Origin of the sequence: Amycolatopsis sp. WAC 01416, assembly GCF_003947485.1 — a bacterium.
Classification (GTDB): Bacteria; Actinomycetota; Actinomycetes; order Mycobacteriales; family Pseudonocardiaceae; genus Amycolatopsis.
The window spans coordinates 181,392-204,544 of sequence record NZ_QHHX01000013.1; the positions used below are offsets into that span (position 1 = coordinate 181,392).

At 67.7% G+C, this 23,153-nt stretch carries 23 protein-coding genes; 7 read left to right on the forward strand and 16 right to left on the reverse strand.

Annotated elements, in window-relative coordinates; translation table 11 throughout:
* Positions 1-56: 56 nt before the first annotated feature.
* The 3 genes from DL990_RS37200 to DL990_RS37210 form a co-directional block, all read right to left on the reverse strand.
* On the reverse strand, positions 57-692 hold the full coding sequence (locus DL990_RS37200) for a molybdopterin-dependent oxidoreductase (protein ID WP_125801488.1): 636 nt from the start codon (positions 690-692) through the stop codon (positions 57-59).
* Positions 689-1,441, reverse strand: coding sequence for an SUMF1/EgtB/PvdO family nonheme iron enzyme (locus tag DL990_RS37205; protein ID WP_125788127.1), 753 nt, complete (start codon positions 1,439-1,441; stop codon positions 689-691). The genes DL990_RS37200 and DL990_RS37205 overlap by 4 nt, the downstream gene beginning before the upstream one ends.
* Before the next feature lie 114 nt (positions 1,442-1,555).
* Positions 1,556-2,215, reverse strand: coding sequence for a hypothetical protein (locus DL990_RS37210; RefSeq protein WP_199746758.1), 660 nt, complete (start codon positions 2,213-2,215; stop codon positions 1,556-1,558).
* Positions 2,216-2,481: 266 nt separating this feature from the next.
* Between DL990_RS37210 and DL990_RS37215 the strand changes: the two genes are divergently transcribed.
* The gene (locus DL990_RS37215; protein WP_158632691.1) at positions 2,482-3,681 is read left to right on the forward strand and encodes a pyridoxal phosphate-dependent aminotransferase; all 1,200 of its coding nucleotides are present in this window, start codon (positions 2,482-2,484) and stop codon (positions 3,679-3,681) included.
* Here the strand turns inward: DL990_RS37215 and DL990_RS37220 are convergent.
* The 3 genes from DL990_RS37220 to DL990_RS37230 all read right to left on the reverse strand — a co-directional run bounded on the left by DL990_RS37220 (position 3,632) and on the right by DL990_RS37230 (position 5,967).
* Positions 3,632-4,594 (reverse strand): DMT family transporter, encoded by a 963-nt coding sequence (locus DL990_RS37220; RefSeq protein ID WP_125801490.1) that lies wholly within the window; start codon positions 4,592-4,594, stop codon positions 3,632-3,634. The two genes, DL990_RS37215 and DL990_RS37220, sit on opposite strands and share 50 nt — an antisense overlap.
* An 89-nt stretch (positions 4,595-4,683) precedes the next feature.
* Positions 4,684-5,109, reverse strand: coding sequence for a DUF2000 domain-containing protein (locus tag DL990_RS37225; protein WP_125801491.1), 426 nt, complete (start codon positions 5,107-5,109; stop codon positions 4,684-4,686).
* Between the two features lie 129 nt (positions 5,110-5,238).
* Positions 5,239-5,967, reverse strand: a complete 729-nt coding sequence (locus tag DL990_RS37230; RefSeq protein ID WP_125801492.1) for an RNA polymerase subunit sigma-70 — start codon at positions 5,965-5,967, stop codon at positions 5,239-5,241.
* 304 nt (positions 5,968-6,271) lie between these two features.
* Between DL990_RS37230 and DL990_RS37235 the strand changes: the two genes are divergently transcribed.
* Genes DL990_RS37235 through DL990_RS37245 form a run of 3 tightly spaced genes read left to right on the forward strand, consistent with a single transcriptional unit; the run spans position 6,272 to position 8,661 of the window.
* Complete coding sequence (locus tag DL990_RS37235) at positions 6,272-7,402, forward strand: glycosyltransferase family 4 protein (protein ID WP_158632692.1); 1,131 nt, start codon at positions 6,272-6,274, stop codon at positions 7,400-7,402.
* Between the two features lie 18 nt (positions 7,403-7,420).
* A complete protein-coding gene (locus DL990_RS37240) occupies positions 7,421-8,188 on the forward strand; it encodes a class II aldolase/adducin family protein (RefSeq protein ID WP_125801494.1) in 768 nt (255 codons plus the stop codon).
* 35 nt (positions 8,189-8,223) lie between these two features.
* A complete protein-coding gene (locus DL990_RS37245) occupies positions 8,224-8,661 on the forward strand; it encodes an NUDIX hydrolase (protein WP_125788077.1) in 438 nt (145 codons plus the stop codon).
* Here the strand turns inward: DL990_RS37245 and DL990_RS37250 are convergent.
* Positions 8,610-9,692 (reverse strand): bifunctional 2-polyprenyl-6-hydroxyphenol methylase/3-demethylubiquinol 3-O-methyltransferase UbiG, encoded by a 1,083-nt coding sequence (locus DL990_RS37250; protein ID WP_158632693.1) that lies wholly within the window; start codon positions 9,690-9,692, stop codon positions 8,610-8,612. The two genes, DL990_RS37245 and DL990_RS37250, sit on opposite strands and share 52 nt — an antisense overlap.
* A gap of 297 nt (positions 9,693-9,989) precedes the next feature.
* On the opposite strand from DL990_RS37250, the gene DL990_RS37255 reads away from it, so the two are divergent.
* Complete coding sequence (locus tag DL990_RS37255; RefSeq protein WP_125788075.1) at positions 9,990-10,772, forward strand: AfsR/SARP family transcriptional regulator; 783 nt, start codon at positions 9,990-9,992, stop codon at positions 10,770-10,772.
* Here the strand turns inward: DL990_RS37255 and DL990_RS37260 are convergent.
* From DL990_RS37260 to serC, 6 genes are read right to left on the reverse strand one after another with little or no spacing between them, the layout of a single operon-like run.
* Positions 10,694-11,959 (reverse strand): MFS transporter, encoded by a 1,266-nt coding sequence (locus DL990_RS37260; protein ID WP_125801496.1) that lies wholly within the window; start codon positions 11,957-11,959, stop codon positions 10,694-10,696. The two genes, DL990_RS37255 and DL990_RS37260, sit on opposite strands and share 79 nt — an antisense overlap.
* Positions 11,949-12,653, reverse strand: coding sequence for an HAD family hydrolase (locus DL990_RS37265; protein WP_158632695.1), 705 nt, complete (start codon positions 12,651-12,653; stop codon positions 11,949-11,951). The genes DL990_RS37260 and DL990_RS37265 overlap by 11 nt, the downstream gene beginning before the upstream one ends.
* Positions 12,650-13,162 carry an NUDIX hydrolase gene (locus tag DL990_RS37270; RefSeq protein WP_125801498.1) on the reverse strand — a complete coding sequence of 171 codons (513 nt, stop codon included), beginning with the start codon at positions 13,160-13,162 and terminating at the stop codon, positions 12,650-12,652. Before DL990_RS37270 ends, DL990_RS37265 begins: the two co-directional genes overlap by 4 nt.
* Positions 13,155-13,925, reverse strand: coding sequence for a class II aldolase/adducin family protein (locus DL990_RS37275; RefSeq protein ID WP_125796795.1), 771 nt, complete (start codon positions 13,923-13,925; stop codon positions 13,155-13,157). Before DL990_RS37275 ends, DL990_RS37270 begins: the two co-directional genes overlap by 8 nt.
* A gap of 36 nt (positions 13,926-13,961) precedes the next feature.
* Positions 13,962-15,116 carry an FAD-dependent oxidoreductase gene (locus DL990_RS37280; protein ID WP_158632696.1) on the reverse strand — a complete coding sequence of 385 codons (1,155 nt, stop codon included), beginning with the start codon at positions 15,114-15,116 and terminating at the stop codon, positions 13,962-13,964.
* Positions 15,109-16,260, reverse strand: a complete 1,152-nt coding sequence (serC, locus tag DL990_RS37285; RefSeq protein ID WP_233620682.1) for a phosphoserine transaminase — start codon at positions 16,258-16,260, stop codon at positions 15,109-15,111. Before serC ends, DL990_RS37280 begins: the two co-directional genes overlap by 8 nt.
* Positions 16,261-16,473: 213 nt before the next feature.
* Between serC and DL990_RS37290 the strand changes: the two genes are divergently transcribed.
* On the forward strand, positions 16,474-17,853 hold the full coding sequence (locus DL990_RS37290; RefSeq protein WP_125801501.1) for a UDP-glucose/GDP-mannose dehydrogenase family protein: 1,380 nt from the start codon (positions 16,474-16,476) through the stop codon (positions 17,851-17,853).
* Here the strand turns inward: DL990_RS37290 and DL990_RS42515 are convergent.
* From DL990_RS42515 to DL990_RS37300, 3 genes are all read right to left on the reverse strand, one after another.
* Positions 17,778-18,080, reverse strand: coding sequence for a hypothetical protein (locus DL990_RS42515; protein WP_370451397.1), 303 nt, complete (start codon positions 18,078-18,080; stop codon positions 17,778-17,780). The genes DL990_RS37290 and DL990_RS42515 overlap by 76 nt on opposite strands.
* A gap of 53 nt (positions 18,081-18,133) precedes the next feature.
* Entirely contained in the window at positions 18,134-19,048 is a 915-nt protein-coding gene (gene pdxS / locus DL990_RS37295; protein WP_125788066.1) for a pyridoxal 5'-phosphate synthase lyase subunit PdxS, read from the reverse strand.
* Positions 19,049-19,249: 201 nt separating this feature from the next.
* Complete coding sequence (locus tag DL990_RS37300) at positions 19,250-20,668, reverse strand: FAD-binding oxidoreductase (protein ID WP_125788065.1); 1,419 nt, start codon at positions 20,666-20,668, stop codon at positions 19,250-19,252.
* Positions 20,669-20,832: 164 nt separating this feature from the next.
* Here DL990_RS37300 and DL990_RS37305 point away from each other — a divergent pair, with 164 nt between their 5' ends.
* Positions 20,833-22,944: an elongation factor G-like protein EF-G2 gene (locus DL990_RS37305; protein WP_125788064.1), complete on the forward strand. Its 2,112-nt coding sequence runs from the start codon at positions 20,833-20,835 to the stop codon at positions 22,942-22,944.
* Positions 22,945-23,153 lie beyond the last annotated feature (209 nt).

Below are 23,153 nucleotides of genomic sequence, written 5' to 3' on the forward strand. Positions count from 1 at the left end.
TTCCCCATCGCGCTCGGCGAGCACGACACCCGGGCTTTCGGCCATGGGCTCTCCGTTCACAGCTCGGTCACTTCGCCGGGTCGATCGATGAAGTGGTGCTTGCCGAGATCGCAGAAGCGGTACCGCTTGGGGCGGATCTGCCCGTCCAGTTCGTAACCGGCCTTTCGCTCCCATTCGCCGAACTCGAACGTAGTGGTGATCTCGAGTCCGCTCAGTCCTTTGACGCTCTTGTACCCGTAGAGGCCGAAATCGATGAGCCGTAACGGGTAGCCGCGTTCGAGGGGCAGTTCTCCGCCGTTGACGCGGTCGATCAGCAGCGCACGCCTGGCGATCGCGTCACCGAGCGGGATGGTCGATTCGTACACGCCCTTCTCCGGCGTGCCGATACTCCGCTGCCTGAGGTACAGGCCTTCACCTGTGCCCTGCCAGCCTGCCAGCCGCAACACGTCTTCGAGCAGGACGCCACCCCAGTCTTCCCGCACGCTCCAGTTGCACACGCAGACGTACCGGCGGGACTCCTCCACCCTTGCCACCGACTGGAGATCACTGTGGGTCAGCCGCCCCAGGATTCCGCCGGGATCGGCGATCTCCAGGCGCCAGGCGTCGAGGTCGACCCGCTCCGGCGGGCCGTCCTGGTAGTAGCGGAGTGAGTTGGGTTTACGTCCTCGCCGGGTGGGAGTGGGCGCGTTCACGAGTCCGCTCCGTCCACGGGGCGGGCACAGCGGAAGCCGATCAGGTTGTCCCGGAGCCCCGGGTGGTAGTGGTCTCGTGCCGAACTCCGGAGGTAGTCGGCGTCGTGAAGCCCGCAGCCACCCCGTGCCACGTGGTCGTCCTCTTCCGCCGTGCGGTACAACGGATCCTTCCCCGAGGTGCGATACGCCGTCGCATAGTTGTCCAGGCACCATTCAGCGAAGTTCCCGGCCATGTCGTGGCAACCGAACTCGGAGACGTTGCGCGGGAAGTGATCGGGACTGGTCGGCCGGCGCTCCACCGGATCGCAGTCCGGCGCGAAGTTCGCCAAGGTCAGGTCCGGTTCGTCCTCGCCCCACGGGTACGTGTTCCCCGCGGTGCCCTTGCAGGCGTACTCCCATTGGGCTTCGGTGGGCAGCGTCCTGCCCGCCCAGCGGGCGTACGCCAGTGCCTCCCACCAGCTCACCCCGGTGACCGGCACCTCGGGCGCCGACCAGAGCGGGTCGTCCCAGTAGTTCGGCCGGGTCGCCCCGGTCGACTCCAGCCACGACCATCCCGCCGGCGTCCAGAGCTGCGCCTGCCGGTATCCGCCGTCCTCGATGAATTCGGCGAACTGGCGGTTGAGCACCGGATAAGTGTCGAGGTGGAACGGACTGAGTTCGATCTCGGCGACCGGCTGCTCGTCCGGTGAGAGCGAAGACCCCCGTCTGAACCGTCCGCCGTGAATGAGCTGAACGGATTCCAGCATCATACTGCCCACAACTGATCTCCTTGGACGAAAGAATCGATAAATCGGGCATGCCGACGCCAGACCACCGTTTCACGGCGGTTTACGTTCGGGCATGCCGATTGCGATTTGTTCTGCCTACTTCGATGAAATCCGGTCACCGGGAGGCAGTCGGGTGAAGACCGACCACAGCATTCGAATGGGCCTGGTCCGTGAGATGAAACGGAGTCCGTGCCGCTGCGCGGCAGGCCTCGTGGTCAAGGCGAGGTCCACTTCGCCGTTCGCGGCACGTTCCGCGGCCGCGCTGGTGGACAACGCGTAATCCACTTCTGCCACCTCGTAGCCGGGTGGAAGCAACTGCCCGATCAGCGCGACGGGTGCCGGATGGGTACTGATCTGGCAAGTCAAGGGCAACGGGCGATCCTGCCGCGAAGCCAGTCCGTACAACGGCGTGTCGAACACGAACGCCCGCTCGAGACCCAGTACCCGGTCCATGTAGAACTCGCTGATGCCCTGGTACGCGTTGGCGACGAGCAACCTGCTCGCCCGCCCCTCTTTCACCGCGGCCCGGGCTTCTTCGTAAGACGGGAAGAGCTCGACCGCCCCGATGTCCCGCGCGATGCCGAGACGGCCCGCCAAATGCCAGCCGGCCGCCTCACTGCTGGTCCCCGCCGGTCCCAGTGTCGCGATCACGTCACCAGGCCGGGCTTCCGAGGAACGGACGACCAGTTCCCGAACCGATTTGCCGACCGCCTCGGGTCTGAGCCGATCCTGGACACGCTCATGCTGGCTCCCCATGCCAATACCCCCTAGGGCCCGGCTCGACCGGACCAAGATCAGTAACCACCCTCATGGTTACTGTGCCCGATGCTAGCAGTGATGATCCGGAAGTCAACGCTTTGACCCGGCGCCGGAAATGGGCTACAACTTCGAATCAGCGTGGCATTGCCGCCCGCGCCGGGGCGTATCGATCACCTTAACGAAATTGTCCTCGGACTCGCCTGGTCCTTTTCCGCGAGCAGTCGCCGTGCCCGACCTGACCTGACCAACAAGGGGGAATCATGATGGCCGAGTTGAATGAGGCCGCCAGCGCGTTACCGAATTCCGGTATCCGGGAAATCGCAGCTCTGGCCGCCCGGCATGCGCACGCCATCCGGCTCGACATCGGAGATCCGGACTTTCCGACGCCGGCTCACGTGGTCGACGCGGCGCACACCGCGGCACGGTCGGGCCGCACCCACTACCTGCCCAGCGCGGGGCTCCCGGACCTCCGCGCGGCCATCGCCGAGAAAATAGTGGCGCGCAACGGATACCGAGTCGATGCGGACCAGGTCGTGGTGACACAGGGCGCGAGCCAGGGCATATTCGCGGCTCTGCTCGCGGTGACCCGGCCAGGGGACGGGGTACTGCTTCCCGATCCGGCTTGGCCCAACTACCTAACGATGGCCCGGCTGCTCCGGCTCCGTCCCGAGCGCTACCCACTGGACGCCGACGCGGGGTTCACCCCTTCCGTGCGGCGATTGGAACAGCTCGTCACACCGGAAACCAAGGTGCTGCTGCTGAACTCGCCGTCGAACCCCACCGGCGCGGTGGTGGGCCCGACGCGGATGCGCGAACTGCTGGACTTCGCCCGCGACCGCGGTCTCTGGGTCATCTCCGACGAGTGCTACGACGAACTCACCTTCGACGACACCTTCACCAGTGCCGCCGCGGTGGCGCAGGACCGGGTCATTTCGGCCTACAGCTTTTCCAAGACCTACGCGATGCCCGGCTGGCGTGTCGGGTACCTCGCGGTTCCGGCCGACGCCGCCGAAGTCGTCTCCAAGTGCCAGGAGTCCTTGCTCGCCTGCGTGAGCGAACCGGCGCAATGGGCGGCGCTCAGCGCCTTGACCGGGCCGCAGGACCAGGTCGCCGAGATGCGTGAGGCCTACCGGAACCGCCGGGACGCCCTGCTCGCCGTGTTCGGCCACACCGATTCCCGGCCGGCCGTACCCGCGGGGGCCTTCTACGCCTGGGTCGACATCACCGCCACTGGCGTGGACGACCGCGAATTCGCGTCGCGCTTGCTCGATCGGCACGGGGTGGCGGCCGCGCCGGGCTCCGCCTTCGGACCGGCAGGGAGGGGTTACCTCAGATTGTCCCTCACCACGTCGGAAGACCGGATCGTGGAAGGGGCGAAGCGCCTGATTTCCTTTGTCGATCAAGAATCCTGGGTCACGACCCAGTCCGGCGGCCAGACTTCCGGTGCTCGTAGCGGGTGGTGATGGTGACGCCGATGACCACGACGATCCCGCCGGCCAGCTGCAACGGGGTCACCGACTCCCCGAGCGTGACGACCGCGATGAGCAGCCCGAAGATCGGGACCAGATTGAGCAGGTTCACCGCGGTGCTGGGGCGCAGTCGTTGCAACGCCTTGGCATACAGGCCGAGCCCGGCGATCGAGCACAGAATGGTGAGGGCGGCGAGCGAGCCCACGGTCGCCGCCGGATGCTCCGGCACACGCCACTGGTCCGCCTCGATCAGGGCCAGTGGCACGAACGCGATCGCGCCGGCGACCGACTGGTAGTAGAGCACCACGGGGGTGGGATACCGATTGGCGACGGTCCGGGTGACGAAGTTGTACAGCGCCCACACGACTCCGCTCGCCACGAGCAAGATATCGCCGATCAATCGGGTCCCGCTCGCGGAAGGAGCGTAACCGACCACGAAGCAGACCCCGACGATGGCGAACGCGATGCCGATGAGACCGCTCACCTGGGTCCGCTGGCGGTAGATCACCAATTCCAGAAAGGCGGTGATCGCGGGGTACGCGGCGACCAGCAAGGCCGCGTCGGCGGCCGTCGCCAATTGCACCCCGATGTTCTCGATGGCGAAGTAGCACGTGATGCCGAGCAGTCCGCCGATCGCGAGCCTTCGCAGATCCGCGCCGGACGGCCGGGGGTACCGGCGAACGACGTGGACCCACACCGCCAGCACCAAGGCGGCGAGCGCGAACCGGATCAAGCCGATGGTGAGCGGAGGCACGTCGCGCAGCGCGACCTTGGTCAGCGTGTAAGAGCTGCTCAGCACCGCGGCCGCGATGACAACGCAGACCACCGGGCCATAGGGAGCGGGCTCCGCGGTCTGCGCACCAGGCGCGAGATTCGGTAATTCGTGGCCCTGCTTGATCCTGGTCAACCCGGCCCCCCGCGTCGATACTAGTGACTACCCTGGTGGTTACGCTTTCAGGCTAGGGTCGCCGCGGAGGACTGTCAACGGCGACCGCGTCAGCGCAGCAGGGGCAGACTCCCGGTGAGCCGCTGCACTGCCTTTTTCGGCCCGTACAGCGCCACTCCGAGGTAGTTGATCTCACTGCCCGTCGCCGCTTCCAGGAGATTGCCGTAATCGGCGTAGTTCCGGGTTTTCTGCGCGCAGTCGGTGAAATCCACGACGAGCAATTCGACATCCCTTGCGCAGGCGTCATTCCTGATCTCCCGCACCTTGTCCGCGGCCGCGGTGAGGATGGGGATCGGGATCGTGGTGATTCCGGCGTGCGCGCTTCCGTCACCATCCTTGATCACGGGTCCGATGATCGTCTCGACCTGCCTGCCGATGCTCAGGGCCAGCACGGCCGCGGTGTTCGCGGCCAAGCCCGACGGCAAGCCCTCATCGACAACGATCGCCACCTTGTACGGCTGACCTGCGGTGCTCATACGGGTCTCCTGCCCTTTCCGTCCGCGGGGTGGGATCTTGGCGTAACCACCCTCATGGTTACGCAACATTAGGGACGCGCTTCCCGCACGTCAAACTCGCCCCTCACAGGACGACCGGGGCGATGGTCCTCACCGGTCGGACACCGGGCGAACCTGAGGCCTGCCGAATTTCGCGGCCATCCCGGGTTCCCCGAACAGCGTGATCCTGGCGATGCCGTCGACGGCCAGGGTCAGGACCGCGATCGCGAACGCGTGATGGGCACCGTCCTCACCACGGAGGTACGCCACGACAGCGGGCTGCCCGTTGGCGCTCGTAGGGACCATCCGCCAGTCTCCAGGCGAGAAGAGCGCGTACTTCGTGAGGTAGGGAACGCAGGTCGCTTTGCCGGAGAACCAGGTCTTCGCCGGCGTCATCTCCAGCGTGGCGTCCTGCCGCAGCAGGCTTTCCAGAGCCGCCGCGTCGGAGTTCTCGAAAGCCGTGATGTACCGCGCCAGCAGGGCGCGGAGTTCCCGGTCCGTGGGCGGAACGACCCGTTCCGCCGCCGGTGAAATCTCTTCGACCTTGGCCCGGGCGCGGCGAAGGGTGCTCTTGACCGCCGCCGTGGTGGTGTCGAGCATGTCGGCGACCTCCGTGGCGGAGAACGCCAGCACGTCACGGAGGATCAGGACCGCGCGCTGCCGGGCCGGCAGATACTGCAGGCAGGCCATGAGCGCGAGCCGGATGCTGTCGCGGACCGCGACCGCGACCGCGGGATCGTCGCTTTCCGGCCGCACCAAGGCATCCGGCATCGGCTGTAGCCAGCGGACCCCGTGGTCCGAATTGACGAGTTCAGCCCGCTTCGACCTGGTGGGCGTCAGCGAGTGTCAGACGATCCGTACCTTGAACGAAGACACCGGCGGTGTCCCCTCGTCTCGGCCGGACCTTGGTGATGACGGTGGAGCAGATGTGGTGATCCGGGGCTGCGCACGGTGCCTCCCGCACGCGGGAACCCGTGTCCTCATCTTGGTGTCCGCAGTCCACAGTAGACGATTCTGATCCCACCGAGTTGTAGGATCTTTGTGGCGTTCCGGTGGCCTCCCTGTAGGCCCGGTTGGCAGAGTTCACCCAATGGCCAGTCGATGGATACCGCGAACACCAGCAAGCCAGGCGCTCTTCCGGCGCGTGGTACTGACGTGGCTGACAACGGCGTCCGGGGGCGCCGAACGGTCGACGTTCGAACTGGCGCGGGGCCTTCGCGAACTGCTCGGGATCGAGGTCGTCGTCATCTGGTGGGGCAACGACGGCGCCCCCACGCCTGATCCACCGGGTGTTCGCGTACGGCACGTCACGGACTACGACGCCTATGAACAGGCACTGGTCGCTGAACTCGGTGACGATTCCGCCGGAACGGTGCTCATCGGAGCGCATCGGACAGCGATGGTCGATATCGCGGCGGCGGATTTCTTCGGCGTACCGGTCATTTCGGTTCTGCGGGGAATCCTGGTTGCGGACCAGCGCCTGCGAACCGTCGATCCCCGAGTACGGCGGCTGGTTCCCCGGCTGCCCGGCGAACTCCACTGGGACATCCTTTCCCAGGCCGCCTGCTGGGTAGGTGTCAGCCGGGCCGCCACGAGAAGCATCCGAGAGCTGTCTTCCCTCCCGGTCAACGCGGTCACCATCCACAACGCCGTCCACCTCGATTTGTACCGGAAACCCCGGAAGCCACCGCTGCCACGCAGATTTTCGGTGGTCGCCCGAACCGAGCCGTGGAAACTGATCGACCGGGTGATCCACGCCTTCGCACGCCTGCCCGACGAACTCGCCGCGCACGCACAGCTCAACATCTACGGGACCGGTACGGCGTTGCCGGATCTCCGGCGGTTGGCAGACGAGCTCTACCCCGGCCGGGACATCCGATTCCCTGGCCATGTACCGGATCACCGGTGGCAGGCCGGTACTGATGTCCTCGTCTCGGCCTGCGACATCGAAGGTTTCGGACGTTCGGTGCTCGAAGCGGGCGGCGCCGGCATCCCGCAGATCGTGCCGGATCGCGGGGGCAGCACCGAACTGGTGATACCCGGGATCACCGGCCTCGTCTACTCCGCCGACGATCCCGGCGGCCTCGCCTTCGCGCTGGCCGAGGCCGCGAGGTGGCCCGCGAGCCGTCTCGACGCCATGGGCAGCCGCGCCCGGCTCAACGCCCGATCGTTCTCCCAGACCCGTTGCTTCCTCGCTTATGCCCGGCTCGCGCGAGAAGTTCGCGCGTGGAACCGGAACACCTCGCCGCTGTCGGTACCCGACCGGACGGCATAAATCGAAAGGATCGCCAGAATGGGTCACGAAGCCGAACGCCACCACATCATCCGGGCCGTCAGCGACATGACGCGTTGGGGGACGCTGGATCCGGCCGGTGGTTCGGTCAGCGTCCGCGCCGGCTCCGGGAACATCGTAAGCACCACCGCGAGCTCCGCGTTCGTGCGGTGGGACATCACCGCCCGCAACCTGATGGTCTACGGGCCCGAGGGTTCGATCGTCGAGCGCGCCACGGATCTGGCGCCACCGGACGCGCCACTGCATATGGCGATCTACCGAGAATTCCCGAACTGCAACGCGATCGTGCACTCCCACGCACCGTACAGCCTGGCGTTCGCCTCGCTCGGTCTCGGCGTGCCCTCCTGCACGAACAAGCTCGACACGATGGGCGAGGTCCCTTGCTTCACCTCGGACGACCCCACCGTCAAGGAGGATGTGCTCGCCGGACGAGTCAACATCGATGTCGCCGAATGCATGGGATCGCGCCCGGACGTGATCGCGGGCTACCTTCTCACGGTGAACCCCCAGATGCTGGAACACTTCGGCTCCCGCGCCGACGAGCTGGACAAGCACGGCCTCGGTTTCGTGGTCTACCGGCACGGCGTCTTCGTCTTCGCCCGCCACCTCGACGAGGCCGTCGAGAATCTCACGCGGATCGAGGTCAGCGCCCGGACCGCGTTGTTCCAGGCCACCCTGCACGGCGGGATCAGCGGGATCAAACCCGACGCACTGCACCACCCTGGCGCAACCTGGTCGGAAAACCTGTATTCGGGGAACAGCCGCTGAGCGCGCGACCGGGAACCAGGGGCGCGTCCGCGGGAATGCTCTTCGACGATCGTGGACGCATTCTCATCGTCAAACCCACCTATAAACCGGGGTGGGGCTTGCCGGGGGGAGTGATCGAGGAGGGCGAGTCGCCGCTCGCGGCGTGCGTGCGGGAACTGCGCGAGGAACTCGGCATCGCCCCGGTGCTCGGTCCGCTTGCCGGGGTCGACTGGATACCACCGCGGTCCGGCCGGGACGATTCGAATGTGTTCGTCTTCGCCGGCCGGATCCCGGACGAGGTGATCCCCGCGATCCGGCTCCCGGCCGACGAGCTGTCGGCCTGCCAGTTCGTCGACAGGCTCAGGTTCCGGGAGCTTATGGCACCGCATATCGCCCGGCGGATCGAGGTCTGCCGCCGGGCGCACGACGACGGCCGCGTGGCCTATCTGGAATTCGGCTGCGAGGTCATGCCCGCGCCCTCCGATCCGCGCTGATCGCCTGTAGCGCGGAAAGCGAGCCAGCCGAAGCAGCCGAACCAGAACTCGCGCTCCAGTACGAAACCCGCCTCCCCCGCCTCGGCGATCACCTGCGCACGGGTACGGGGGTGTGCGACCGGGTTCCTTTGCGCGTAACGCAGATCGACCAGTTCCTGGTCATAGCTGCCGGTGCGGAAGTACGCCATTGCCAAGCACACCACACCGCTTGTTCTCACCAGCCGCGCCATACTTTGCCACATCGGCGTCGCGTCCCGCAGATAGTGGTAAGCGCCGACCAGCATCGCACCGTCGAAGCACTGCGCACCGGGAAGGGCGAGTGGCTGTTCCAGATCCCCCTGGACAATGCGAGTCCGGGGAGCATCGGCCGTGCGTTCGGCCGAGACTCGGACGAAGTCCGGGCTGACCTCCACGCCGACGAACCGACCCTCGCCACCGCCGGTCGTATGACGCGCGAGTTCAAGCAGCCCCAATCCGGTTCCGGAAGCCAGATCAAGTAAATCGGAACCCGCGGAAACCAGCGTGCGCACCGCACACATTCGAGCGTACCTATAGTACGGGAGTTGCATTCCCTGATCCCAGAGATCGGCGTTCGAGGCATCGAAACCCGACAACGCATGCTTTTCCTCATGGGTCAGAGACGTCACCACACGGCCGAAACTCCCACTATACCCGAGCTCCCGGTAACTCGATTTGCCGGTGGCCAGCCGGATCAGCTCATCGTCAATCGATCGTGGCGGCACGTAATCGGTCACCGCACTGAAGCGCGAAGGCCGATTACCGACTCGGCGAACCGCTCCGCACCTGTTCAGCGCTTCGAGAAGCAACTCGGCGACCACCGCCTTGCCCGATGCAACTCCATGCCGGGCCACGAATTGCGCCACGGTCCGCGGTGTGCCGAGCTCGTCGAGCACACCATTCTCCAACGCCGCGCGATAGATGAACTCGTAACCGGATCGCCGGTATTCCATATAAGCGGATGCCATCCGCTCCGGTCGGATTCGCAGGAGTTCGTCATCGGTGAAGTTCACGACCCCGCCCTCCATGAAAAGACTCGGCGATAAATCCCCGACAGTCATCCTACGCCATTCCGGACATGCCAGAAAAGAATTCCGGGCCTAATTCCGGGTATACTCGGCAAGACCACGGCGGCGATAGCGTCGGCGCAGCCGGCAGTCAAGGCCCATTCGCATGAAATCGGCCGTTCGATCGCGTTGCATGAACTCCAGACTTGTGACACTCTGGCCTAAAGTGTCATTTTCGCGACCCGACGCCTTGCGAATGCACTCACGTCAATTGATCTTCGGGCACTGGGGGAGGCATGACAAATGGATTTCCGTGTTCTGGGTCCCGTTGAAGCCGGCCCGGCGAGCCGGGTAAGCGGCCTCGGCACGCCGAAGCAACGAGCGCTGTTGAGCATACTCCTGCTCAATGCCAACCACATCGTGTCGGTGAACCGGCTCACCGCGATGCTATGGGACGGCCCGGCTCCGCGCTCCGCGGTCGCGAACGTCTACAGCTATGTCGCCGGTGTCCGTCGGCTGCTCGACACCGCCGGCGACGCTGGGCGAGACCGTCTGATCACCAGGATGCCCGGATACCTGTTGCGCGTGCGCGCCGACGAACTCGATCTGTCCGTCTTCGAACGGCTCGCGACGCAGGGGCGGGCCGCACTACGCCAGTCCGACCATGAACTCGCCGCCGAATGCCTGAGCAGCGCATTGGAGCTGTGGCGCGGAAGACCGCTCGAAGACGTCCGTGTCACCCCCGCGCTGATCGCACCGATCACCGCGCTGGAGGGACGCCGGGCCGACGTGCTGAACGATCTCGTCCAGGCGCGGCTGCGGCTGGGGCAGCACAAGGAGGTGGTGGGTGAACTCCGCGAACTGATCGCGGCTTCCCCGATCTCGGAACTCACTTGGTCGCAGTACATGTTCGCGTTGTACCGGTCCGGGCGCAAAGGCGAGGCCCTCGGCGCGTACCTGGACGCGCGGCGGAACCTGGTCTCGCAGACCGGCGTGGAACCCTCCGCCTATCTTCGCCGAGTCCACCAGGCCATCCTCGCCGGCGCGCCCTCCACCGAAGTGCTCGAGCACTGCTGCCGGGACTGACCGGGCCGTTCGGCCGCCACCGGCAGTAGCGCCCCACCGGCGAGAGGAGCGACCGCGATGACCGCGAACGCCCCCGCGTACCCGGCTTTGCCGATGACCGCGCTCAGCACCACCGGACCGGCAGTGGTCATCAGGCTCTGCAGTGTGTGCTGCACTCCCAGCGCACGCCCCAACCGGGCCCGCGCGGCGAATCCGGCGACCGCCGTGGAGGCCAGCCCGTAACCGGTGATCGTCGAGACGCAGGCGACGAGCACCATCACCGTGCCCAGCCAGGTCCTGGTCACCGCACCGATCACGACGAACAACAGCACGACCGCGTTACCGAAGGCGAAGATCCGCATCAAGCCGAGCGGGGCTCCGAGACGGTCCGCGAGGTAACCGGCCAGCGGCCGGGTGAGCACGGTGAGCAGGAGCGCCCCGCTGAGCAGCCACCCCGCCTGCACCGGGCTCCAGCCTCGATCATCGACGAGGTAACTGACGCTGAACGTGAGCAGCGCGGACTGAGGCAGGATCAGCAACGCGCAGGCCCCGTAGATCCGTCGCCACGGTACCGGCTCGGCACCGCCGGACGCTGTAACGACCGGGGTCCCATCCGCCCGCGGTTGCCCGCAGAACAGGAACACCACCAGCGCGGTCAGCAGGCAGAGCCCGGCCATACCGAGCCAGACGACGGACAAGCCGTAAGCGGCCGCGACACCCGGCACGATCGCCGCGGCCAGCGCCGAACTGAGCGGCGTCGCGGTCTGGGTGAGTCCGAGGGCCAAAGCGCGCTGTCGAACGGGAAACCGCCGCACCACCGCCTGCCCGCTCGGTGCGTACACCGAGCTCGCGGTCGCCCCGACGAGGGCGAAGACAGCGAACAGGGCCGCGACACCATCGGTGGCAGCGGCCACGCACAGGAGCAGGGCGCAGAGGGACAGGCCGCACGACATGGCGCACCGTTCACCAAAGCGGTCGGCGAACAGACCCCAACCCAGCATGGCCACGGTCAGTCCGCCGTTGGCGACCCCGACCAGTGCTCCGGCCAGCGCCAGCGACATCCCGGTCTCCGCACGCAAAGCGGGCAGCACCAGCGAGAGCTGGAACACCGCGGTGGCGCCGACCGCCCAGGCGATCAGGCTCACCGACAGCAGCACCCAGCGGTTCGGCGACCGGCGGATCGTGAGGCGGCCCGGGTCATCGTCCATGAGCGTGCACCCACGCGGCCAGATCGCCGAGGCTGCGCAGGTGTTCGTGTCGCCCTGGCGGATCGGGGCAGTCACGATGCGGATCGAGGTGCAGGGGCCGGATCCCGGCGGCGAGCGCACCGTCCACGTCGATACGTGCGGTGTCCCCGACGTAGACGGTCCGCCCGGGTTCGGCGTCCAGCTCCCGCAGCGCGAGGTGGAAGATCCCGGGATCCGGTTTGGCGACGCCGACCAGCGCGGAGTCGATCACCAGGGACACCGGGGTCCCGGTTCCCGGCCCCACCTGGCAGATGCCGGCCTGCCGCAACTGTTCGGCCACCACCCCGACCGAGTTGGACACCACGCCGAGTGCGACCGGCAAGGAACTCAGTGCGCGCAACGACTTCGCAGCCCCTGCCAGCTCGCGAGTCCACTTCGGACCGTCGATGGCGATGGCGAGTTCGACGACCACCCGCTCGACTCGGTCGTCCTCGACCCCGCACGCCCTGGCGAAGGCGTTCAGGTACAGCAGGCGATTCCGCGGAGGGAACGCGTCGTTCGCCGCGGTGGCCGCGTAGTGAGCGCGGTCGATCACACCCACGTCGGCCTGCACACCTCCGACCCGCAGGATCGCGATCACGGCTTCGGCGGCAGGCATGATCAGCACTCCCCCGGCATCCAGCAGTACGGTTTCGACCGGTTCGCGCGGGCTCATCCCGGCCCCTCCCCGGAACCGCCGTACCATGCCGGTTTCGTCGATTCCTCGTAGTACACCGTTCCTCCACCGAGATATCCCTCGACGCACGAGCGGACCCGGCGTTCGGTGTGCGGTTCCACCTCCGGTAGCGCCGACACCGGGAAGAAGCCGAATTCGGCGATCTCGCCGGGGTCGGGTTCGATGGCCGTCTGAGCGGTCTCGGGCAGACGACCCGCGAACACGAACAGGTTCGACGCGGTGCGGCGAGGCCGGGACGGGAACCACACCACCCCGACCAGCCGCTCGAGCACCGGTGTGATGCCGAGTTCCTCCCGCACCTCGCGAGTGCACGCGGCCAGCGGGGACTCCCCGGCTTCGATCACACCTCCAGGCAGGTCCCAGACCGGCTTGTACCCGGGCCGTACCAGGAGCACCCGGCCGCTGCCGTCGAGCTGCACCGCCCCGGCGGCGCCCCTGGTCCGGGCGAGTTGCGCGTAGTAAGCGCTTTCGGCGGAGCCGTCAGACATCCGCGAGCTGCTGTTCGACGGCCAGCCCCGCCTTCGGGAACAGCAGATTGGGCTCGATCCCGGCCAGACCGCCGCGCAGGATCGCCTGGAAGACGGCCGTCCGCGCGCTCATCTCCACCCTGGCCAGGTTCTCCACCGCCTCGGTCAGTCCACGGGCGAAAGTGAAGGCACCATGGCGATAGAGTACGCACGCCAGGCCGTGGCGCTTGAGTTCGTCCGCCCGCGGGCCCAGTTTCTGCTTCAGCTGCGGGATGAGCTGGTAGGTGTCGACAGCCGCGATCTCCGGCCGCTGGGCGATGCCGTCGGGCAGCTTGACCTCGGGCCGGTCAGACTCACCGCTGAGCACCCCGCCCTTGACCGCGGTGTCGTCGGCGATCAGGCAGGGCACCTCGCCCAAGGTGTCCAGCTGGTTGACACAGGAGGGAATGCCCATGCCCAGTGAGGCGAACGCGAGCACATAGGCACTGTGCGCGTGCACGATCGCGCGGCAGTCGGGGAACATCTCGTAGGCGGCCATGTGGATCAGCGCGCCCACCGGCGCCACTCCCCCGGTGCGCTCCCTCAGTTCGCCGGTCGCCGAGATCACCGTCATGTCGCGCGGTGTGACCTTCCAGCGTGCGAACGCCGAACCGGTGGCGGTGACGATGATGTCGCCGTTGTCGGCCCGGACGCTCAGGCCACCGCCGGTAGTCTCGATCATCCCCCAGCGGGCCATGTCGTTGATGCTTTCCACTAGCAGCTGCCGTTCGGCTTCGTACAACATGTTCTCTCCTTTGTCGTTGGCTACCGATCCGGAAACTCAGCGATGCTGGCGAGCCAGTTGTCCCGGGGTCGTGCTCTCCTTGCTCTGGTACTTCTCCCGCGGTCCCAGCCCGAACTCGGGCAGTGGCTGCTCGCCGCCCTCGATCAGGTCGGCGGTGTACTCACCGAACGCGGGACCGAACTTGAAGGCGTGCCCGCCCCCGCCTGCCAGCCAGCCGCCAACCGATTCCGGCACCGGCGCGAGCAGGAAATGCTGATCCGCGGTCAGCTCGTATTGGCAGACGTGCCGGGAAACCAGCGGAGCGCCGGCCAGCGCGGGAAACCGGTTGGCGAGCGCCCACCGGGCGGCTTGCTCGGCCTCCGAATCGGGAGGGCGGTCGGCGAGATCGGGATCGATGACCGGAGCGGCGCCAAGCGCCCCGCCGACCTTGAAGCCGCTGTCGTCGATGTCCCCGGCCCCGTATGCGCCACCGTCGACCCACACCGGGAGGCCGGGCGTCCGCCACTGCGGTTCCACGCCGAAGTAGAAGACGTTCTGCCGGACGGATTCGATCTCCGCCAGATGCGGGAACCAACGTCCCAGCCACGGACCGCAAGCCCAGATCGTCCGATCGGCGGGCAGCACCTTGCCGTCCACGATGGCCCTGCCTTTCGCATCCGGCCGGGCCTTGGCGATGCGCAACCTGGCACCTGCCCGCAAAGCACGGCGCATCAGGGTCAGGACGCCCAGCCGAGCCCGCAACACGCCACTGCTCGGTTCGTGCAACACGAATTCGAGGTCGTCGCAGCGCACGTCGGGGAAGAAGTCGCGGGCCGCCTCGGGGGCCAGCCGCTCGACCGGGAGACCCAGCGCCTCGAGACTGCGAGCACTCTGTTCCTCGAATTCGGCCTCTCCTTTGGCGAACCAGACGACGCCCACGTTGTGGAAGAGCTCGATTCCTTCCTCCACCCCGATTTCCTGCCACAGCTGCCGGGCCCGCCAGGCCTGGCGGGTGTACCAGACGTCGATGTCACGGCCTCCGCCGTAGGACAACCGGAGCACCCGGGAGGTGTCGTGGCTGGAGCCCCGCACATGTCCCGGTGTGTATTGTTCGACGACGGTGACCGACCAACCCCGCTGGACAAGGCTGTGGGCGATGGACGCGCCGACGATCCCAGCACCGACCACCACGACCGTAGGTGCATCAGGCATTGGACCTCCTTCCCCGCCCGGCCGGTCGGCCGAGCTGTGCGACGGCATGGTCGATACAGGACAACAGTGCTTCGGCGTCGGCGATCTCGATCGCCGGGAACATGCCGATGCGGATCTGGTTCCGGCCGAAACTGCGATGGGGCTCCAGGTCGAGGATGCCGTGCGCCCGCAGCCCGGCGACCATGTGTGCCGCGTCGATGTGCTCGGCGAACTCGATCGTCGCGACCACTGGCGACCGCTGTTCCGGTTCAGCGACGAACGGTGCCGCGTAAGGCGAATCCTCGGCCCAGCCATAGACCAGCGCGGCCGTTTTCGCCGCCCTGGCCGCGGCGCCACTCAACCCGCCGAGGCCGAGCAGCCAGTCGATCTGCTCGCTCAACAGGAACAGCGACGCCACCGACGGGGTGTTGAACGTGAGGTCACGAGCCGAGTGGCCGATGGCGGCCGGCAGGCTGAAGAACTCCGGAATATACCGGCCGCCGGCCGCGATCTCCTCGGCGCGGGCCACCGCCGCCGGTGACATCAGCGCGATCCACAACCCACCGTCGGCACCGAAGCACTTCTGTGGTGCGAAGTAGTAGACGTCGAACGCCTCCGGCCGCACGAGCATGCCCCCAGCCGCACTGGTTCCGTCGACCAGCACCAGGGCATCGACATCGGCACCGGGTACCCGGTGGATCGGCATGGCCACGCCGGTCGAGGTCTCGTTCTGCGTCAGCGCGTAGGCATCGACTCCCGGCTCCGCGCGCGGCACCGGGCAGGTTCCGGGTGGACTCTCGATCACCGAAGGCTCGGCCAGCCACGGCGTGTTCCGGTCGACCGCGGTGAAACGGCCGGAGAACTCACCGAAGGACAGGTGCTGGGCCCGGTTCCGGATGAGGCCGTGGGTGGCGATGTTCCAGAAGGCCGTGCCCCCACCATTGCCGAGCACCACCTGATAGTCCGCGGGCAGCTCGAACAGCTCCCGCAGCCCGGCGCGAACCCGCCCGAGCAACGCGCGCACCGCGCCACGGCGGTACGAGGTCCCGAGGAAGTCCGCGCCGCGCGAGGCGAGCGCGTCCAGTTGCTCGGGCCGCACCTTGGCCGGGCCGCACCCGAATCGCCCGTCGGCGGGCAACAGGCCTTCCGGGAGACTCAAATCCACTGCTTCATCGTCAGGCACAACACCGGATCGTAAAGCCTCCCCGCGTCGGGGGCCGCTCACCGACGGCTCTCTGTGGGACATTTATGGGGCCTATATGGAAACTGTGTGGACCTTTGAAAAAGGGCCGCCTATCAGCCGATTCACACTTGACCTTGCCGAGCGGGACGACGCAGTATCGGACTGGCAGCCCGTGCCACCGAGGGGATCCCAACTATGCGAATCACCGTTCTCGGGACCGGCTATCTGGGTGCCACACACGCAGCTTGTATGGCTGAAATGGGGTACGAAGTACTCGGCATGGACACCGATCCGGAAAAGATTTCCGCACTCTCCGCCGGAACTCCACCGTTCTACGAGCCGGGCCTCGAACTTCTTGTCCGAAGACATCTGAAATCCGGCCGACTGCGATTTACCTCCTCGTACGAGGAGATCGAAAAGTTCGCCGGCGGCGCGCCTACCGTACATTTCCTCTGCGTCGGAACGCCGGAGAAGAAGACCGACAGGGCAGCCGATCTCCATTTTCTCGAAGAAGCGATTCACCGGCTGGCCCCCACTCTGCGCGGGCCGGGCCTGGTGGTCGGGAAATCGACGGTCCCGGTCGGGACAGCGGAGCGGCTCGCCGTCCGCCTGAGCCGGCGCGCGCCGGCCGGTGCGCACGTCGAGCTGGCCTGGAATCCGGAGTTCCTGCGCGAGGGCTTCGCCATCGGCGACACACTCAACCCGGCCCGCCTGGTCTTCGGGGTGAGTTCCCCACAAGCCGAATCCCTGCTGCGCGAGGTGTACCGGATCCCGCTCGCCCGCGGTGTGCCGCTGGTGGTCACCGATCTGCCCACGGCGGAACTGGTCAAGGTGTCCGCCAACGCGTTCCTGGCCACCAAGATCTCGTTCATCAACGCCATGGCCGAGGTCTGCGAGGCCACCGGCGCCGATGTCACCCACCTCGCCCGCGCGCTCGCCCACGATCCACGCATCGGCGAGCAGTACCTTCTGCCCGGCCTCGGTTTCGGCGGCGGCTGCCTGCCCAAGGATCTCCGCGCCTTCCAGTTCAGGGCCGGCGAGCTCGGCGTCGGGCACACGCTGGGTTTCCTCCGCGAGGTGGATGCCATCAATCTCCGCCGTCGGCGCCGGATGGTCGACCTCACGCGCGAGCGGTGCGGTGGTTCCTTCCGCGGCAAGCGAGTGGCCGTCTGGGGCGCGGCGTTCAAGCCCGGCTCGGACGACATCCGCGATTCACCCGCACTCAGTGTCGCCGCGTCCATCCAGCTCCAGGGCGCCGAGGTGACCGTCTACGACCCGAAGGCGGCCGACAACGCGTGCAAGAACTTCCCGAACCTGAACTACGCGAGCTCCGCGGTCGAGGCAGCGACCGGTGCCGACGTGCTACTGCACCTCACCGAATGGCGGGAGTTCCAGGAAGTCGATCCGGCGGTGGTCGGCGCCGTGGTCGCCACGCGCCAGGTCATCGACGGCCGCAACACCCTGGACGCTCAGCGGTGGAGCGGCGCGGGCTGGGCCTATTACGCACTCGGGCGCCCGCCCGCCGATGACCGTGACCGCTCAGCCCTGTCGGTGCCGACCAGCCCGGACTCGTAGGCAATGAATGACGAGCTGGGCCGGTCGCGGGCGTGCAGGCCTGCCATCCGGGGACTCACGAAGTTCCCGAGCAACGACGCCGGAAAGGTCCCTGTGCTGCTCGCAGTGAAGGCGACCAGAGCCGCCTGCTGTCGCCTGTGCTTTCGGAAGCACATATCCGCCTGTTTCTCGTGGCACTTCTGGCTGTAACGAATCGTATGGCCGGGACCGCCGGCGTTCCGGAACACAAGAGGCCCCGTGAACAGGTGTTCACAGGGCCTCTTGGCCGATCGTCCGGCTGTTACCAGCCCCGCTCAGCCAGCCGGTGCGGCTCGGGAACATCTGAAACATTGATGCCGACCATCGCTTCACCGAGACCGCGCGAAACCTTCGCGATGACGTCCGGGTCGTCGTAGAACGTGGTGGCCTTGACGATCGCCTCGGCGCGCTGAGCCGGGTTGCCGGACTTGAAGATGCCGGAGCCGACGAACACGCCTTCGGCACCGAGTTGCATCATCATCGCGGCGTCGGCCGGGGTCGCGATGCCGCCGGCGGTGAACAGCACGACGGGGAGCTTGCCCTTCGCCGCGACCTCCTTGACGAGGTCGTACGGGGCCTGGAGTTCCTTCGCCGCAACGTAAAGCTCGTCCTCGGGCAGCGAGGAAAGGCGGCGCAGCTCCGCGCGGATCTTGCGCATGTGCGTGGTCGCGTTCGAGACGTCGCCGGTGCCGGCCTCGCCCTTGGAGCGGATCATCGCCGCGCCCTCGTTGATGCGGCGCAACGCCTCGCCGAGGTTGGTCGCACCACAGACGAAGGGGACGGTGAAGGCCCACTTGTCGATGTGGTTCTCGTAGTCGGCCGGGGTCAGCACCTCGGACTCGTCGATGTAGTCGACGCCGAGCGACTGAAGCAGCTGAGCCTCGACGAAGTGGCCGATGCGGGCCTTCGCCATGACGGGGATCGAAACGGCCTCGATGATGCCGTCGATCAGGTCCGGGTCGCTCATCCGGGCCACGCCGCCCTGCGCGCGAATGTCCGCGGGGACCCGCTCGAGCGCCATCACCGCGACGGCGCCGGCGTCCTCGGCGATCTTCGCCTGCTCGGCGGTGACCACGTCCATGATCACACCGCCCTTGAGCATCTCCGCCATCCCGCGCTTGACCCGGGCGGTGCCGGTGAGCGAGGTGGTGGCCGTGTTCGTGGAGTCGTCAGACACTGCTGGACCTTTCGGAAAGCGCACGAGGTGGGGTGACGCCTTCGAGGGTAGGCCGCTTTTGGACCTCTGAAGCAGGCCAGTTCACGGCGATTTCAGCAGTCCACTGGGTGATCTGGCCCGCACCCGCCCGCGATTCGGCACCAGCTTGCGGTAGTTCGACGTCGAACTACCGCAAGCTGGTGCCGAATCGCGGAAGAGGGGCTAGCGGGCCAGGCCCTGTTCGAAGGCGAAGAGCCCGTCCGGGTCGTACCTCCGGGCCACTCGGCGCAGTCGCGGGAGGCTGTCGCCGTAGTACGCCTTCGCCCAGTCCGGCATCTCCGGATCGATGTAGTTGACGTACCCGGCCCGCCCGTACTCCCGGCCGAGTTCGTCCCGGACCAGGCCGATCGACTGGCGTGCGGCCGCCTCGCCGCCCTCCAGACCACGGGTGATCTGGATGCTGCCCAGCGCCGACCGGTACGGGAAGCACGACTCGCTCGACGGCACCCGCGCGATCGCGCCCCCGTACGCGTCCACGATCGAGTACAGCTCCGGATCGCTCGTCAGCAACGACGCCAACGCGCCGGGGTCGGGCACCGGATGGGTCAGTATCCTCGATGTGGCCACGTACTCGCCGCGCTGCGCGACCGCGGCGGGGAAGTCGGCCTCCTGCGCGAAGGCGCGCATCGTGGCCAGATGGCCCTGTTCGGTCACCTCGCGTTTGGTCGGCTGAGTGCCGACGCGGCGGATCAGATCGTCCAGCAGCGGGTTCACCTGTGCGGCGGAGCCCACGAAGCAGCCACCACAGTTCGCGACCGTCGCGCCGAGGCCCATCCCGGACCACAGTTCGTCCGGCATCGCGGGCTGCCACTCCTGCCAGGCCGCGACCAGCGCGGCCAGTGCGTCGGGCGGGAAGATCAGGTTGAAGTTCGTCAACGTCCTGGCCGCCGCCGTGCGGAAGGTGAACGACGTGACGATGCCGAAGTTGCCGCCACCGCCGCCGCGTAACGCCCACAGCAGGTCCGGCGCGGTCTCCGCCGACACCAGGCGCTGTTTCCCGTCGGCGCCGACAAAGCGCACGGATTCCACGTTGTCGCAGGTCAGCCCGTACTTGCGGGCCAGCACGCCGATTCCGCCGCCGAGGGTCAGGCCCGCGATGCCGACCTGGGGGCAACTGCCGGCGGGCAGTGCGCGGCCCGCCGCCGCCAGCGCCTCGTACACCTGCCCGAGCCGCGCGCCCGCGCCGATCGCCGCCCGGCCGCCGGGCAGGATCTCGACCGTGTTCAGCCGGGACAGGTCGACGACGAGTCCTCTGTCCACAACGGAATAGCCGGCGTAACTGTGCCCGCCCGAGCGGGCCGCGATCGGAATCCGCTGCCTGGCAGCGAAATCGACGCAATGCCGGACGTCGTCCTCGGTCGCGCAGACCGCGACACCGGCGGGCAGCCGATGGTCGTAGAGGCTGAAGAACCCGAGCCTCACTTCGTCGTAGCCGGGGTCGCCAGGCCGGAACAGTTCACCCGTCAGCCGGGCACGCAGCCGTTCCCACGGACCACCGCCCTCGGGGATCGCCGCGGGCGCCGCCGCGAGCACCGGAACCGCTCCTGCCAGCCGTAACACCGTTCGTCTGTCGAGCTCCATCGCTCATCCCCCACCGTCGGATCCGCCTCCGGGTGTCCGCCATCGAGCATAACGGCGCTTCGACATTCGGGGGGTCCCTCGCCGGTCGCCTTGCCGCGACGGCGGTCGCGGGTGTGTGATCGAGGACACACCTGTACGCGGCATCGTGTGGTGAGGAGATCGGCATGGCCGACAAACAGAGCAAGAACGGAGACTCCGGGGCCGCCGTCGCTGTGGACGACCCGGCGAAAGTACGCAACGTCGTCCTGGTCGGCCCCTCGGGATCAGGCAAGACGACACTCGCCGAAGCGCTGCTCGCCGCCTCCGGCACGGTGACGCGGGCAGGCTCGGTTGTGGAGGGCACCACCGTATGCGACCACGACCCAGCCGCGGTCCGGCAGCAGCGGTCGGTCGGCCTTTCGGTCGCGCCGGTGCTGCACCAGGGCCACAAGATCAACCTCATCGACACCCCCGGGTACGCCGATTTCGTCGGCGAACTGCGGGCCGGGCTCCGTGCCGCCGACGCGGCGTTGTTCGTGGTCTGCGCGGCGGAAGGCGTCGACGCGGCCACGGTCGCGGTCTGGGAGGAGTGCGCGGCCGTCGGGATGCCGAGGGCGGTGGTCGTCTCGCGGCTCGACCATCATCGCGCCGATCCCGAAGGCGAGATCGCCGCTTGCCAGGAGGCCTTCGGCGCCGGAGTCCTGCCGCTGTACCTCCCCGCTCGCGATGGGCTCGTCGGACTCATCACGCGCCGCTACTTCGACTACTCGAACGGCTTCCCACCCGAGGTCGGCGAGCCGGACGAGGCCGATCTCGCCCGGATGACCGAGGCCCGCAACGAACTGATCGAAGGGGTCATCGCCGAGAGCGAGGACGAGTCCCTGATGGACCGCTACCTCTCCGGCGAGGAGATCTCCGAGGACACGCTGATCGCCGACCTCGAAACCGCCGTCGCCCGCGGCTCCTTCCATCCGGTGATCCCGGTGTGCGCGACGACCGGGGTCGGGCTCGCCGAGGTCCTCGACGGGATCGTGCGCGCCTTCCCGTCACCACTGGAGCACGTCCCACCGGAGGTCACCTCGCCCACCGGCGAACCGCACGCCGGTCTCCGCGCCGACCCCGACGGCCCGCTGGCCGCCGAGGTGGTCCGGACCGCTGTCGACTCCTACGTCGGCAGGGTGTCGCTGGTGCGGGTGTTCTCCGGAACGCTTCGACCCGAACGGCCGGTGCACGTTTCGGGCCACGGTCTCGCCGAACGCGGCCACGAGGATCACGACACCGACGAACGGGTCGCGCATCTGTACTCGCCGCTCGGGGCGAACCTGCGCGAGGTCCCGTACTGCGTTGCCGGCGACCTCTGCGCACTCACCAAGGTCGGCTCGGCGGAAACGGGCGACACCGTCTCCTCGCCGGAGGATCCGCTGATCATGAAACCGTGGGCGATGCCGGAACCGCTGCTGCCGGTCGCCGTCATCGCGAAGACACGCAGCGACGAGGACACCTTGGCGCGCAACCTTTCCCGGCTCGTCGCGGGCGACCCGACGCTGCGGCTGGACCGCAACGCCGAGACCAACCAACTCGTGCTGTGGTGCATGGGCGAGGCGCACGCCGACGTCGTGCTGTCGCGGCTGCGCGCGGGAGGCGCCGACGTGGACACCGAGCCCGTCCGCATCAGCCTGCGGTCGACCTTCGCCGGGCCGGGCCGCGGGCACGGACGGCACGTCAAACAGTCCGGCGGCCACGGCCAGTTCGCCGTCTGCGACATCGAGGTCCAGCCGCTGCCGAGGGGTTCGGGCTTCGAGTTCGTGGACAAGGTCGTCGGCGGCTCGGTGCCCCACCAGTTCATCCCGAGTGTCGAGAAGGGAGTCCGAGCCCAGGCACAGCGGGGGATCGTCGACGACCATCCGCTGATCGACATCCGGGTGACCCTCGTCGACGGCAAGGCGCACAGCGTCGACTCGTCGGACGCCGCGTTCCAGACAGCGGGCGCGCTGGCGCTGAAGGAGGCCGCCGCGGCGGCCAAGATCGCGCTGCTCGAACCGCTCGAAGAGGTGGCGGTGCGGCTGCCGGACGAGCACCTGGGCACCGTGTTAGGCGACCTTTCGTCCCGGCGCGGCCGCGTACTCGGTACCGAATCGGGTGAAGGCGGCCGCACGGTCATCCGCGCCGAGGTGCCCGCGGTCGAGCTCCTGCGCTACGCCATCGACCTGCGTTCACTGACGTCGGGCACGGCGACGTTCACCCGCAGGCACGCCCGGTTCGAGCCGATGCCGGAGGGAGCGGTCGCCCTTCACTGAGGGGTAGGTATTGAGGGGTAGCGCAAAGGTGTCGGGGCGCGGGGATCCGCTCGCGGCCGTGGGGCCCCCGGGTGTCGCGAAAGCCACTTTCGGGGCACCAGGCGTCGCGAAAGTGGCTTTCGCGACGCATCTCGACCATGGGTGTCAGCGACGGCACCGGCGGTAGCGAAGATCCCCTCTCCGCTACCGCGCCCCCTGCCCCGTGGCTT